At 51.8% G+C, this 13,588-nt stretch carries 14 protein-coding genes; 9 read left to right on the top strand and 5 right to left on the bottom strand.

Annotated features, from left to right (window positions below):
- Nucleotides 1–52 precede the first annotated feature (52 nt).
- Nucleotides 53–2,557, top strand: a complete 2,505-nt coding sequence (locus tag A0W33_RS08660; protein WP_068837784.1) for a S9 family peptidase — start codon at nucleotides 53–55, stop codon at nucleotides 2,555–2,557.
- A 71-nt stretch (nucleotides 2,558–2,628) separates the two neighbouring features.
- Here A0W33_RS08660 and A0W33_RS08665 read toward each other — a convergent pair whose 3' ends face one another.
- The 4 genes from A0W33_RS08665 to recF form a co-directional block, all read right to left on the bottom strand.
- Nucleotides 2,629–3,189, bottom strand: coding sequence for an acyl-CoA thioesterase (locus A0W33_RS08665; protein WP_068837785.1), 561 nt, complete (start codon nucleotides 3,187–3,189; stop codon nucleotides 2,629–2,631).
- 54 nt (nucleotides 3,190–3,243) lie between these two features.
- Nucleotides 3,244–3,567 (bottom strand): DUF721 domain-containing protein, encoded by a 324-nt coding sequence (locus A0W33_RS08670; protein WP_068837786.1) that lies wholly within the window; start codon nucleotides 3,565–3,567, stop codon nucleotides 3,244–3,246.
- 87 nt (nucleotides 3,568–3,654) lie between these two features.
- Entirely contained in the window at nucleotides 3,655–4,275 is a 621-nt protein-coding gene (locus tag A0W33_RS08675; protein WP_139237141.1) for a hypothetical protein, read from the bottom strand.
- Between the two features lie 49 nt (nucleotides 4,276–4,324).
- Nucleotides 4,325–5,431, bottom strand: coding sequence for a DNA replication/repair protein RecF (gene recF, locus A0W33_RS08680; RefSeq protein ID WP_068837788.1), 1,107 nt, complete (start codon nucleotides 5,429–5,431; stop codon nucleotides 4,325–4,327).
- A 133-nt stretch (nucleotides 5,432–5,564) separates the two neighbouring features.
- On the opposite strand from recF, the gene pdhA reads away from it, so the two are divergent.
- The 3 genes from pdhA to ribH all read left to right on the top strand — a co-directional run bounded on the left by pdhA (nucleotide 5,565) and on the right by ribH (nucleotide 8,102).
- Entirely contained in the window at nucleotides 5,565–6,611 is a 1,047-nt protein-coding gene (pdhA, locus tag A0W33_RS08685) for a pyruvate dehydrogenase (acetyl-transferring) E1 component subunit alpha (RefSeq protein ID WP_068840019.1), read from the top strand.
- Between the two features lie 117 nt (nucleotides 6,612–6,728).
- Nucleotides 6,729–7,448 (top strand): tetratricopeptide repeat protein, encoded by a 720-nt coding sequence (locus tag A0W33_RS08690; RefSeq protein ID WP_068837789.1) that lies wholly within the window; start codon nucleotides 6,729–6,731, stop codon nucleotides 7,446–7,448.
- A gap of 177 nt (nucleotides 7,449–7,625) precedes the next feature.
- Nucleotides 7,626–8,102 (top strand): 6,7-dimethyl-8-ribityllumazine synthase, encoded by a 477-nt coding sequence (gene ribH / locus A0W33_RS08695; protein WP_068840020.1) that lies wholly within the window; start codon nucleotides 7,626–7,628, stop codon nucleotides 8,100–8,102.
- 205 nt (nucleotides 8,103–8,307) lie between these two features.
- Here ribH and A0W33_RS20880 read toward each other — a convergent pair whose 3' ends face one another.
- Entirely contained in the window at nucleotides 8,308–8,508 is a 201-nt protein-coding gene (locus A0W33_RS20880; protein WP_139237140.1) for a hypothetical protein, read from the bottom strand.
- A gap of 42 nt (nucleotides 8,509–8,550) precedes the next feature.
- Here A0W33_RS20880 and A0W33_RS08700 point away from each other — a divergent pair, with 42 nt between their 5' ends.
- The 5 genes from A0W33_RS08700 (at nucleotide 8,551) to A0W33_RS08720 (ending at nucleotide 13,468) form a co-directional block, all read left to right on the top strand.
- A complete protein-coding gene (locus A0W33_RS08700) occupies nucleotides 8,551–8,940 on the top strand; it encodes a TraR/DksA family transcriptional regulator (RefSeq protein WP_068837790.1) in 390 nt (129 codons plus the stop codon).
- Nucleotides 8,941–8,952: 12 nt separating this feature from the next.
- On the top strand, nucleotides 8,953–9,516 hold the full coding sequence (gene scpB, locus A0W33_RS08705) for an SMC-Scp complex subunit ScpB (RefSeq protein WP_068837791.1): 564 nt from the start codon (nucleotides 8,953–8,955) through the stop codon (nucleotides 9,514–9,516).
- Between the two features lie 102 nt (nucleotides 9,517–9,618).
- On the top strand, nucleotides 9,619–11,454 hold the full coding sequence (locus A0W33_RS08710) for a pseudouridine synthase (protein ID WP_068837792.1): 1,836 nt from the start codon (nucleotides 9,619–9,621) through the stop codon (nucleotides 11,452–11,454).
- A 3-nt stretch (nucleotides 11,455–11,457) separates the two neighbouring features.
- Nucleotides 11,458–12,177, top strand: a complete 720-nt coding sequence (locus A0W33_RS08715) for a type III pantothenate kinase (RefSeq protein ID WP_068837793.1) — start codon at nucleotides 11,458–11,460, stop codon at nucleotides 12,175–12,177.
- Nucleotides 12,170–13,468, top strand: coding sequence for an OmpP1/FadL family transporter (locus tag A0W33_RS08720; protein WP_068837794.1), 1,299 nt, complete (start codon nucleotides 12,170–12,172; stop codon nucleotides 13,466–13,468). The genes A0W33_RS08715 and A0W33_RS08720 overlap by 8 nt, the downstream gene beginning before the upstream one ends.
- Nucleotides 13,469–13,588: the final 120 nt, after the last annotated feature.

A 13,588-nucleotide genomic window follows, 5' to 3' on the forward strand; every position in this document is an offset into this window, starting at 1 on the left:
TAGCCATACTTTTTACATTAGTGAAATTTTATCTTAACACATCATCAACTTAATGAAATACTTATACCTTTTTACCGCCTTACTGGCGCTGTGCCTGGGGGCAGAAGCACAGCCGGGCAACCAAGCCAGGGGGAATTACCAGTTAGCCTCCCGTTTCTCGCCCGACAAGCTGGAAAAGCTTGTCTTCAGCACCGCCGTAGACCCGCACTGGCTCAAGAACTCCGACCGCTTCTGGTACGAGTATGAGACAAGCGACGGCAAGAAGTGGTATATCGTGGACCCTGCCTCAAAATCAAAGCAAGTAATGTTCGATAATGCCAAACTTGCTTCGGAAGTGACGATGATTGTGAAAGACCCGTTTGACGCGCAGCACCTGCCTATTCAGAAACTGAAGTTTTCGGAGGATGAGAAAAGCATTCTGTTCGAGATAAAAAGCTCTATTGATGAGGTAAAGAAAGACAGGAAAGACAAAACCGACGCCGATTCGCTGCAGAAAAAGACCTTCTTTTTCCGGTATAACCTGGCTACCCAAAGGCTGGAGGAGCTGAAGGACCAGGAAGAGCTGAAAGACAAGCCAAAGTGGGCCTCTGTTTCACCAAACGGCGATGTAGTGGTTTTTGCCAGGCAGTACAACCTGTACTGGATGGACAAAGCCAACTACGAAAAGGCGCTGAAAGACGAGAAAGACTCTACGATTGTGGAGCACCAGCTCACAAAAGACGGCGTAGAGCATTACCACTACGGCGATGCCAGGGGCGAAACGAACGTGGAGCGCGAGAAAAACAAGGACAAGCGCAAGCCTGCCCGCATCGCCTGGTCTCCTGATTCGAAGTCCTTTGCCATGATCCGGTCGGATGAGCGCAAGGTAAAGGACCTGTGGGTAATCCATAACACAGCCAAAGGCCGGCCTGAGCTCGAAACATACAAGTACCAGATGCCGGGTGAGAAGGAAGCGCCTATCCGGGAGCTGCTGGTGTTCGACTTCGCTGCCAAAAGCGCGAAAAAAATTAACGCCGCGGCCTACAAAGACCAGGAGCTATCGCTGTGGTCGGCGCCCGATTTGAAGAAGAACCGAGATGATGTGTACAAGCCCGATGTATGGCATGGCACCAATGACAAGCTATACTTTACGCGCACCAGTCGCGACCTGAAGAAGATCGATATCTGTCAGCTTGATGTGAAGTCGGGCGCTGTAACACCGGTGATCAAAGAGGAATTCAACACCTATGTGGAGGTAAACAGGGCAGGGCTAGTAAATGGCGGCAAGGAACTGATTCATTGGTCGGAGCGCGATGGCTGGGGCCACTTTTACCTGTACGATGGCGCAGGCAACCTGAAAAACAGAATCACCACAGGCCCTTACCATACTGAGGAAATCGTGGGTATTGACGAAAAGAACCGCGTGCTGTATTTTACAGCAAACGGCCGCGAAGCCGGCGAAGACCCCTACCTGCTGCACCTGTACCGCGTAAACCTTGACGGGAGCGGGCTGACGCTATTGAACCGCGGCAGCTTCGACAACACCGTGAGCATGAACGATGCGAACACCTACTTCGTGAACACGGCCTCCACGGTTAATTCTGTTCCTAAATCGGAGGTGTACAACAACAAGGGCCGCAAAGTAATGGACCTGGAAACAGCCGACCTTTCGCGCCTGATGACAACCGGCTACAAGTTTCCGGAGCCATTCATGGTAAAGGCGGATGATGGCATCACGGATTTATACGGCGTAATGTACAAGCCTTTTGATTTCGACTCCACCAAAACCTACCCGGTAATAGAGTACGTGTACCCAGGGCCGCAGACAGAGGCGGTGAACAAAGCCTTTGGCCACCGAATGGACCGCCTGGACCGCCTGGCGCAGCTTGGGTTTATCGTTGTAACAGTGGGCAACAGGGGAGGGCACTCGGCCCGCTCCAAGTGGTACCACACCTACGGCTACGGCAACCTGCGCGATTACGGCCTGGCCGATAAGAAAGCCGCCCTTGAGCAGCTGGCCGATCGCCATCCGTTTATTGATATCAGCCGCGTGGGCATCACGGGCCACTCTGGTGGTGGTTTTATGTCTACTGCCGCCATGCTGGTGTACCCTGATTTCTTCAAGGTGGCTGTTTCGGGAGCGGGTAACCATGAGAACAACATCTACAACCGCTGGTGGAGCGAGAAGCACCACGGCGTAAAAGAAGTGATCACAGCCAAAGGAGATACTACCTTCAAGTATGCCATTGATAAGAACCCGGATTTGGCCAAGAACCTGAAAGGGCACCTGCTGCTGGTAACCGGCGACGTGGACAACAACGTGCACCCTGCCAACACCATCCGCATGGCTGATGCGCTTATCAAAGCAAACAAGCGCTTCGACTTTATGCTGATGCCGGGGCAGCGCCACGGCTTTGGCGATATGACCGAATATTTCTTCTGGATGATGGGCGACTACTTCACCAGGCACCTGCTGGGTGATTATTCCCAGCCAGTGGACATCATGCAGATCAACCGGGAGCAACCGCAAACAAAAGAAAAGAAAAGCGCTGCCAAAGCTACCAGCCCTAGTTTGTAAGTATAACGTTTAGCATAAAAAAGCCGCAGCCAGTATTTTGGTTGCGGCTTTTTTTATACTTGTTGGGGCATTTACAAATAAGCCAGCTTGCAGCGCTGGTTCTCCAGCAGGTGCAGCTCATTGTCCACGCTAAGTATGGTTTTGGAGTTGGCGAGCTCCGTTTGGTAGCGCTGCGACAGCTCCCTGCGTTTCAGCGCCTCCAGAAAGCGGCGGGCGTCTTCGCGGGTTTCCAGGAGCAGGCCAGGGATACGGGCAGGTTTGTCGTCGTCGCCTTTGGCCACCATGGTGAAGTAGGAGGTATTGGTGTGCTTGATCTTGCCTGTTTTCACGTTTTCAGCGATCACCCGGATGCCCACCATCAGTGAAGTATTGCCCACGTAGTTCACCGAAGCCTTCAGCGACACCAGTTCGCCCACCTCTACAGGCTGCAGAAAGTTAACACCTTCCACCGTTACCGTAACGCAGTAGTTGCCGGCATGCTTGGCCGAGCAGGCGTAGGCCACTTTGTCCATCAACGAAAGCAGAATACCGCCGTGAATCTTGCCGCCGAAGTTGGCGTAGCTCGGGATCATCAGCTCGGTGAGGGTGGTGCGGGAGTAGGAAACGGGGCGGTAATTGTGGTTGTCGGTCATCGGGCAAAGTATAGTATAGGAAGGATATACTTTGTTTCCGCTGCCGCTGTTGCCTTACAGAAAGATCACATCCTTCACCACTTCGCGGCCTGCCTCTATGTTAAGGAGGTTAATCACCTTGCTCTTAGACATGTTGAGCTCGTGCTTGAGCGGAGCCGAGGTGAGTTTCACGAACAGTTTGCCGTCTTTAAAGTATAACTGCTGCGTTTTCATGGCAATGGGTTTGCCCATGATTTTCTCCCAGTTCTGCACCAACTGCACCTCGCTTAGCTTACCGTCGATGCGGTACGTCTGCATCAGCGCCTTCAGGCTCTCACCAATCGGCTGGATGTCTGCCTTGCGTTTGTCAATCGCCTCTTTCTTCTTGTAGTAGCGCACGGGTTGGGGAATTATGATTTGAAATGGTGTGTAAATCAATGAATTTTCAAAGTAGCGTAGTGTCAAATAACCTCAAGTATAAATTACTTAAGTGTGCGGATGCTTTTTAGTCCATGTCCAACTCTTAATGAAATGACATATGCAATTAGTAATTTCGATCATTAGTTCTGTAGCTTCAACTCTCGATTGATCACTAACAAAGTAGTCTTCCTTACTGATTGAAAACGCTATAGTCCTTTGTTCTTTATCCTTCAGCCTCGTTGAATTGAATATATGTTTATCGCTTAGGTGTACAAAACCAGAGGTTTCTTTATAAACCTTTTCAACCCACGGGTACTCAGTAGATAACTTCTTTACGAGGTAGCTATCATTCATCTTTGCACCTGTCGCATCTTTTAAATGGTTGATTTGTTCGCCACCCAAAACCTTCATTGCAAAATCATGAGGGTTATCTACAATCCAAGCTGCAGAGAATCTGAGTAAATTATCTAGATGAAGTCTTATCAAGTGTGCAGCACAGTTAAAATTGTTAGCTCTTGTAAGAAGAACAAAACCGCTTATAGTTGACAGGGTTCTGTTAAGAACAGCATTCGCTAATAAATCAAGAGGATACATGTTTTCATCATGAACCATATCTTTTGCAGATTCAATCACTATTTTGTCTAATGACTCTAGCTTTTTTAAGCTTTCTTCTACCTCGATGCTCATGATGAAGTACATTATTATAGATGGAAGAGGCAAAGTTGCCTAGCACGAACTACCCAATCACCTTCACCGTCCCTTCCTTCACATCAAATCTACGGATACTCTCCGAGAGTCCTTCCAGAATTTTGTCGGTTCTTTCCAGGTGTGTGTCCGTCAGGAATATCTGGCCGAAAGTATGGGCGGCCACCATTTGCATGAGCTTGTTAATGCGCTTCTCGTCCAGGCGGTCGAAGATGTCATCGAGCAGGAGCAGGGGCTTGTGGTGCTGCCGCTGGTCCATCACCTCGAAGTGCGCCAGCTTCAGGGCGATCACATAGCTCTTCTGCTGCCCCTGCGAGCCAAAGCTCTTCACCGGGTTGCCATCCATCAAAAACACGAAATCATCTTTATGCGGCCCCACCGTGGTGCGCTGCAGGGCCATGTCCTTGCGCTCGGCCTGCTGCAGCTTCTGCGCGAAGTCATCGCCCTCCAACTGGCTTTTGTAGGTAAGCGTTACTTCTTCGTGGCTATCGGAAATGTGGCGGTAGTGCTTCTGGAAGATGGGCACGAACTCCTTCAGAAAGGTCTGCCGCTCCTGCGCCAGCTGCTCGCCAAAGGGAATCAGTTGCTCGTTCAGGATCTGCAGGTAATCGCGGTCGAAGTAGTGGCGCTCCGCAAACTGCTTCAGGAGCGAGTTGCGCTGCTTCAGCGCGTAGTTATACTGTATCAGCTGCTCCAGATAAGTGTGGTTGAGCTGCGAGATAAGGCTGTCGAAGTACCGGCGGCGCTCCTCGCTGCCCTCCCGGATCAGGTCGGTGTCGTAGGGCGAGATGAGCACCACCGGAAAACGCCCGATGTGGTTGCTCATCTTGTCGTAGAGCGCCTTGTTGTGCGTTACGGCCTTTTTCTGCCCCTGCTTCAGGCTCACCTGCACTGTGTGCTTGTCGCCGGCCACCTCAAAGCGGCCCTTCACCATAAAAAAGTCCTCGCCCTGCTTTATACTTTGCGCATCGGTGCCCGGAAAGGCGCTTCGGGTAATGGACAGGTAGTGGATGGCATCGAGCAGGTTGGTTTTCCCGCTGCCGTTGTCACCGATAAAACAGTTAATGTGCTCCGAGAAAGTTAGTGAGGCTTCTTCGTAGTTCTTAAAGAACAGCAAACTGAGATTTTCGAGGAGCATTTAGTTTCTACTTTGATATCTTTTTCCTTAATTTCGCATGATAAACCGTTTGCGGTTATATTTGCCGCAGCACAAGCAGGTTAACCGCCTGCCATGTAACAACGGAAATCTTAAAACCGCAAGACTAATACTCATGGCTGATACGAAAGATAAGGCAAAAGCGAAGTCGGCGAAAGCAAAGGTACAGGCTGAGCCAAAGTTTTCAAAGGAAACATACATGTGGTGGTTTGAGTCGATGAAACTCATGCGCCGCTTCGAGGAGAAATCAGGACAGCTGTACGGACAGCAGAAAATAAAAGGCTTTTGCCACCTGTACATCGGCCAGGAGGCTTGTGCGGCAGGAGCTGCATCGGCACTGGAGAAAGGCGACAAGTGGATTACCGCTTACCGCGACCACGCACACCCGTTAGCGCTGGGCACCAGCCCAGATGCGATCATGGCTGAGCTGTTTGCCAAGGCTACCGGTTGCTCTAAGGGCAAAGGCGGTTCCATGCACATTTTCGATAAGGAAGTAGGCTTTATGGGCGGCCACGGTATTGTAGGCGCGCAGGTGCCGCTTGGCGCAGGCATCGCCTTTGCCGAAAAGTATAACAAGACCGGTAAAGTATGCATTTGCTACATGGGCGACGGTGCGGTGCGCCAGGGCGCGTTTCACGAGGCCCTGAACATGGCCATGACCTGGAAGCTGCCGGTTATCTTCGTGATTGAGAACAACGGTTACGCCATGGGTACCTCTGTGAAGCGTACGTCTAACGTGGTGGAGCTTTATACTTTGGGTGAGAGCTACGACATTCCTTCTGAGCCGGTTGACGCGATGGAGGTAGAGAGCGTGCACGAAGCCGTGGCCAGAGCCGCTGAGCGTGCCCGTGCCGGTGAGGGCCCAACTCTGCTGGAGTTCAGAACTTACCGCTACAAAGGCCATTCCATGTCGGACCCTGCCAAGTATAGAACCAAGGAAGAGCTGGAAGACTACAAAGGCCGCGACTCCATCGAATCTGTAAAAGCCACCATCCTGAAAAACGGTTGGGCTACCGAAGAGGAACTGGACGAGATCGACGATAAGATCAAGCAGCGCGTGGCCGACTCCGTTAAGTTTGCCGAGGAGTCTCCTTACCCGGACCCGAAAGAGCTGTATACCGACATTTACGTGGAAGGCGACTATCCTTTCATAATGGACTAAGCAGCATTATTAAGAAATTAGGAATTAAAAGCTAGAAATCTGTTGTTGTGCTGATAATAAGGTTGGTGCATATCGTTTTTAATTTTTAATTTTGAAGTTATAATTCATTTTATTGTGATGGCTAAAGAAACAATTAAGAAGCACAGCGAGTTTGAGGAGCTGGTTGAAAACCCTGATGCACTGGCGGATCGCCTGGTGGGTACAGAGGATTTCGTGAAGAAAAACAAATCAAAGCTACTCGGTGTGTTCATCGCCATCGCGGCTCTAATTGTAGGCGGATTCCTGTACTACAACTACCGCAGCACTCAGGCTGTTGAGGCGCAGAATGCCATGTTTCAGGCGGTTTATTACTTTGAGGCAGACTCTCTGGGCAAAGCCCTGAACGGCGACGGCCAGAACCTTGGTTTGTTGGCGATAACAGAAGAGTACGGTAGCACAGATGCCGGTAACCTGGCGCACTTTTACGCTGGCACCGCACTGCTTAAAACCGGCAAGTATGCCGAGGCGGTAGAGCACCTGCAGGAGTTTGAATCAGATGACTACCTGCTGCAGGCCCGTGCCTATAGCCTGACCGGTGATGCGCTGCTGGAGCAAGGCAAGAACAAGGAGGCTGCAGATATTTATACAAAGGCTGCCAACTACAATGCCAACCCGTTCTTCTCGCCGCAGTACCTGATGAAGGCCGGTATTGCCTACGAGGCTGCGAACGACTATGCCGCTGCTGCTGAAGTATACAACAAGATTGTAACGGACTATGTAGCTTCTGCCGAAGTTGCTGAAGCCAAGAAGTATAAAGCCCGCGCCGAGATGTTGGCAGGGGGTAGCAGAACAGAATAAAAAGCCCAGGCTTTACCATTATAAAGTATAAAAGCGCTTTTGCTGTTGTGGCAGAAGCGCTTTTTTGTTGGCATTCTTGCCAAGTTTCAGACAAGCGCAGTTGGGGCCAAAACCAAGTATGGCTGTGCCCGCCTTGTGCGAAAAACGAATAACGATCAACGAAAAACGAACCCAAGTATGGCGACAGCATTAAAGAACCTGAACGACTACAAGAAAGATAACTTCAAGGATATCTCTGGCAAGACTATTGGCATTGTGGTGGCCGAGTGGCACGACGATATTACGAGCGTGCTTTGCGAGGGAGCAGTGGAAACGCTTATCAAGCATGGCGCCAAAAAGGAGAACATTTTCATCAACACCGTGCCGGGCAGCTTTGAGCTGACGCTGGGCGCGCAGCTGCTGGCGGTGCAGGAGGAGATTGACGCTGTTATCTGCATTGGTGTGGTTATCAAAGGCGATACCAAGCACGACGACTACATCAACCACGCAGTGGCCAACGGGTTAACCAACGTGTCGCTGAAGTTCAACAAGCCGGTGGGCTTTGGCTTGGTTACCACCAACAACCTGGAGCAGGCGCTGGACAGGGCGGGCGGCAAGCACGGCAATAAAGGCGTGGAGGCTGCTGCGGCCGTAATCGGCATGCTGAGTTTCTAAAGGCGGCTACACAGGTACAACGATATCCAGACAACCTGTTTCCGTACTCCCGTGGAGCAAAGTAGGCTTGCTCCACGGGAAATGAGCCCCTTCACCGGGTTTGGGATTAGTCTGTAAGTTTCGCTGCCAGCACCAGCTTGCTCTTAAACTATCTAACGCTCCTTTTAGCCTTAGCCTGGCCTGCTAATTACAGACTATGAGGTAATTAACTGCGAGAAAAAATGTTATTTAATTGCCATAGATAGTAAAGTCTTAATAATACTCTTATTTTTGCAGCAATTTTAGCGGGCATGCCAGCAAGACAGGCGCTTTGGCTAAGATTTTGCAAGTACCAAGCGTAACTAAACTTTAAAAGCTCAATACGTGTTAAGGCGCCAAAGGGCATAGGCAAAAGAGTTTGGTTCATAAACCCAACGGCTAAACTATATTACAGTTCTAAGACAGTACCATGAATACAAACGAAGAGAGACAGCGGTATTCCAAGGAAGACTTGGCTGAGTTTGAAGAGATCATTCAGGAGAAGCTGACGAATGCACGCAAGGAGGTTACCTTCATTAAGGAGACCCTGAGCCGCCGCAACGATTCGGGCACTGATAACACGGCATCATCATCGAAGGTGTTGGAAGACGGCGCCGACACGGCAGAGAAGGAAAGCATGAACCAGCTGGCTTCCCGCCAGATGAAGTTCATCCAGCAGTTGGAGAACGCCCTGATCCGCATCAAGAACGGTACCTACGGTGTTTGCATCGTAACCGGCAAGTTGATCCCGAAGGAAAGACTTCGTGCCGTGCCGCACACGCAGCACTCCATCGAGGCCAAACTTCAGCGTAACGACTAGTACTTTTACCCCTTGGATATACTGCAAAACCATATTCAGGCACTCGTTTTCTGTGCCCAGTCACCCATTAGCATTGAGGAGATCCAGCGTTGCCTACAGGAATCGCTCGGAATGGAGGAGATTTTAGTGAGTGATGTGCTGGAGGCCGTGGAGGCGATAAACGAGCAGTTGGCTGAGCAGAACTTCGCTTTCCAGATCTACGCGATCGGGGGCGGCTACCAGTTTCTGACAAAGCCGGTGTACCAGGAAACAGTAAGTACATATCTCAAGCACAAATCAAAGAAAAAACTGTCAGCGTCTTCACTGGAGACGCTGGCAATTATTGCCTATAAGCAGCCGGTAACCAGAACGCAGGTAGAGCAGATTCGCGGCGTAGGCTGCGATTACGCCATTCATAAGCTACTGGAGAAAGAGCTGATTGAGATTAAAGGCAAGGCCGACACCATCGGGCGACCTGTACTGTATGGCACGTCCCAAAAGTTCATGGATTACTTCGGCATCAACCACATCAAAGACCTTCCGCAACTAAGAGACTTCGCCACAGAGGAAAACACCATCGGCGAGTCTGCCGACTAGACCCTGTACACCCGTACACAGATTGAACTATAGTTTTATATTATCCATTATTACTGCACAACCAAGGTACAGTAGCGATACTGCATCGATAACTAAATAGCAATGGCAAAATTTAACGAAAGACCTGACCGCGACAACGCGGGCGCAGGCAGAAGAGGTGCTGACAGAGACCGTTCTGACAGACCAAACAGTGATCGCGGAGAAAAGAAAATCTTTAACAGAAGAGACAAGTACGAGAAGCCGGCAGAAGGCGGTGAACGCCGTGCCTTTGGCGATAGAGACAATAGAAGAGACAACGACCGCAAACCATTTAACGCTGACAGGCGTGAGGGAGGCGAGCGCCGTTCATTTAATGCAGATAAGCGCGAAGGCGGAGAACGTCGCCCTTTCAATTCCGACAGGCGTGAGGGAGGCGAACGTCGTTCTTTCAATTCTGACAGACGGGAAGGCGGAGAGCGCCGTCCGTTCAATGCAGACAGACGCGAGGGCGGTGAAAGCCGTTCTTACGGTGATAGAAAAGAAGGTGGAGAGCGCCGCTCATTCAGCCCTGGAAGACAGCAGGATAGCAGCGAGCGCCGCTCGTTCGGCGGCGACAGGAGAGAAGGCGAAGACCGCCGTCCTGCTGGCGACAGACGCGAAGGCGGCGAAAGACGTTCTTTTGGTGGAGACAGAAAAGAAGGTGGCGAGCGTACAGAGCGCCGTTCATTCAATTCTGACAGACCCGAAAGACGCGACTACGATAAAAAAAGCTACGGCTCAGACAGACGTGATGATAGCCGCAGTGGCGATCGCCGTGAAGGAGGCGAAAGAAGAACTTTCGGAGGCGATAGAGCCGAAGAAAGTGAAAGGCGCACTTACGGTAGCGACAGAGCTGAAGGCGGAGAGCGTCGCTCTTATGGCAGTGACAGGAGAGAGGGAGGCGAGCGCCGCCCATTCAACAACGACCGTCCGCGCCGTGAAGACGGTGAGCGCCGCAGCTACGGCAGCAACGATCGCCGTGACAGCCGCAGCGGAGAAGGCAGAAACGGCCGTGGTGATGACCGCAAGCCTGCTTATGGCGACAAGCGCAACTCCAGAGACGATAGAGGCAGTGACCGCAGCAAAAGCTTCGGCCGCTCTGATGATCGCTTTGGCAAAGGTGAGGAGCCAAGAACGCCGGATTACAACCTGAACCGCTACAAAGACAACCCACGTATCAAAAAAACCAACCGCCTAGGCGAAGAGGAGGATGGTAGCATACGTCTGAACCGCTACATCGCCAACGCCGGTGTTTGCTCGCGCCGTGAGGCCGATGTGCTGATCGAGTCGGGAGAGATAAAGGTAAATGGTGAGGTAGTAACGGAGATGGGCTACAAAGTACAGCCTACCGATAACGTGCACTACGGCAAAAAGCTGCTGAGCCGCGAGAAGCTGGTATACGTGCTGCTGAACAAGCCAAAGGACTTCCTGACAACGACAGATGACCCGGAAGGCCGCAAAACGGTGATGAGCCTGGTGGCTACGGCTTCTAAGGAACGTATCTTCCCGGTTGGCCGCCTCGATAGAAACACGACAGGCTTGTTGCTGTTCACCAACGACGGCGAGCTTGCCCAGAAACTGACGCACCCGTCTAACGACATCAAAAAGATTTACCAGGTAGAGCTGGACAGGCCGCTGACCAAAGCCGATTACCAGAAAGTGGCTGAAGGCGTAGAGCTGGAGGACGGCAAAGCCGTGGTGGACGATGTAGCCCTGCTGGGTGAGTCGAGCAAGTTTGTTGGCCTGGAGATTCACATTGGCCGTAACCGCATTGTACGCCGTATTTTCGAGCACCTGGGCTACGATGTAGTGTCGCTGGACCGTGTGCAGTACGCTGGCCTTACCAAGAAGGACGTGCCGCGCGGCGAGTGGCGCTATCTGACCGAAAAAGAAGTGATCCAGCTGAAATACTTCATGTAGCATATGCGCAACCTGGCCATCGACATTGGAAATACCGGCACGAAGTATGGCATTTTTGAGGCTGGCGCGCTGGTGGAGCAAGGGTACTTTGAGGGGCAGCAAGAGCTGCCGGAGGTACTGCTGAACCAGACGTTTGACCATGCCATTGTGGCGTCGGTGGCTGCGGGTGCAACAAGTATAAAGGAGAGGCTGCTTGTGAGCGGTAAGCTGTTGGAGCTTACCCCGCAGGCAGCCTTGCCTGTTATAAACCTGTACAAAACGCCGCAAACCCTGGGGGCCGACCGAATCGCGGCCGCTGTGGGGGCCAATTACCTGTTCCCGGGGCGCAACTGCCTTGTGTTTGATGCGGGCACCTGCATCACCCATGATTTTGTGGATGCACAGGCACAGTACCAGGGCGGCGGCATTGCACCGGGCCTGAAGATGAAATTCAAGGCGCTGCATACTTTTACCCAGCGGCTGCCGTTAGTACAGCAAACCGAGCAAAAATTTCCGCTGACCGGCAAAACCACCGAGGAGTCCATCCTGAGCGGCGTGTTGGCAGGCAGCGTAGCCGAACTCAACGGTTTTATCCAGTCTTACAGCCAAAAAGCAGCTGATTTAGTAGTTATACTTTGCGGGGGCGATGCAGCATTTTTTGAAAGTAACTTAAAAGGACGCATCTTTGTAATTCCTGAATTGGTCTTGATCGGGCTTCACAGAATATTGACACATAATGTATAAGACATTCCGAGTACTGGTAGGCTTCGCCGCGCTTTGTTTAACGCATGTTGCGCAGGCGCAGGTTATCGGCAATACCCCCTATTCCCGCTATGGTTTGGGTGAGATTAACCATTACCAGGGCAGCATCCGAAGCGCTGGCATGGGCGGGGCGGGCATCAGTGCCGGTAACAGTTTCCAGCCCAACATTACCAACCCGGCGCTGCTGTACTACAACAGCATCACCAACTTCGACCTGAGCGGCTTTGGTGAGATCAAGAACCTGAAGAGCGAAACAGCCTCTCAGCGCGATGGCAACGGCAACCTCTACAACCTGTCGTTGGTGGTTCCGATTTCCAAGCGATGGAGCTCTGGTGTGGGCATCCGTCCGTTCTCCACCATTAACTACGAAATCAACGCCACCTCACAGGTACAGGGCAACCCGCAGGCTTCCATTCAGCGCGAGTACACCGGCGAGGGCGGTTTGTCTGAAGTATACTTTGCCCACGGGGTAAGGCTGTTCAGCGGCATGACAGTGGGAGCCAGCGCATCCTATCTTTTCGGCAACACCATTACGGAGGCATCTGGCACGGTGGTGGACCCAGAGCAGGCAGGTACTAACCTTGCCCGCATTGTGCAGGTAGACCGCACCACGTACCGCGACTTCCTGTACCGCGCAGGAGTGAACTACAGGAAGAAAGTAAAAGACAAGCTGTTTGTTGGAGTGGGTGGTGTTTACAGCTTTGCCGCGGACCTGGATGCCGAACGGGATATCACGTATGAGCGCCGCTCCCAGGAGGGTGACCTGGTGGCCTTTCCGATTGCCGACGAGGACACTGTCAGCGGCACCATCCATATACCGGCCAACTGGAGCGCGGGCATCAGCTTCGATAACGCCTCCAACCTAACGGTGGCAGCAGACTTTTCTACCTACCAGTGGTCGAAGTTCAAAGACTTTAACGGCGGCAACGATAACCTGAAAGACAGCTACCGATATGCCATCGGCGCGGAGTACACGCCTGATGCAAATGCCATCGGCAGCTATTTCCAGCGCATTACGTACCGCGGCGGGCTTTACTACAACGATACCCAGTTTCAGTTAAACGGGCAGGATATAAAAGACAAAGGCGTAACAGCCGGCTTTACCCTGCCGGTGGGTCGTGGCACTATCTACGACCTGTATTTGATGAACATATCACTTGGCTACGGCCAGCGCGGCACAACTGACGCCGGCCTCATAAAAGAAGATTACTTCCAGTTTGGAGTAGGCTTTACCGTAAACAGCCGCTGGTTCCTCAAGCGCCGCATCGAATAACCCCCGCTAAGACATAAACAAAAAAGGCCGTTCTTGGAGCGGCCTTTTTTATGCTAGCTACCTGTCAGAATTGCAGTTGCACAGCAATCAGCACAAAAATTGCTAACTTCACAGTAAATG

The organism is Pontibacter akesuensis (assembly GCF_001611675.1).
Taxonomy (GTDB): domain Bacteria; phylum Bacteroidota; class Bacteroidia; order Cytophagales; family Hymenobacteraceae; genus Pontibacter; species Pontibacter akesuensis.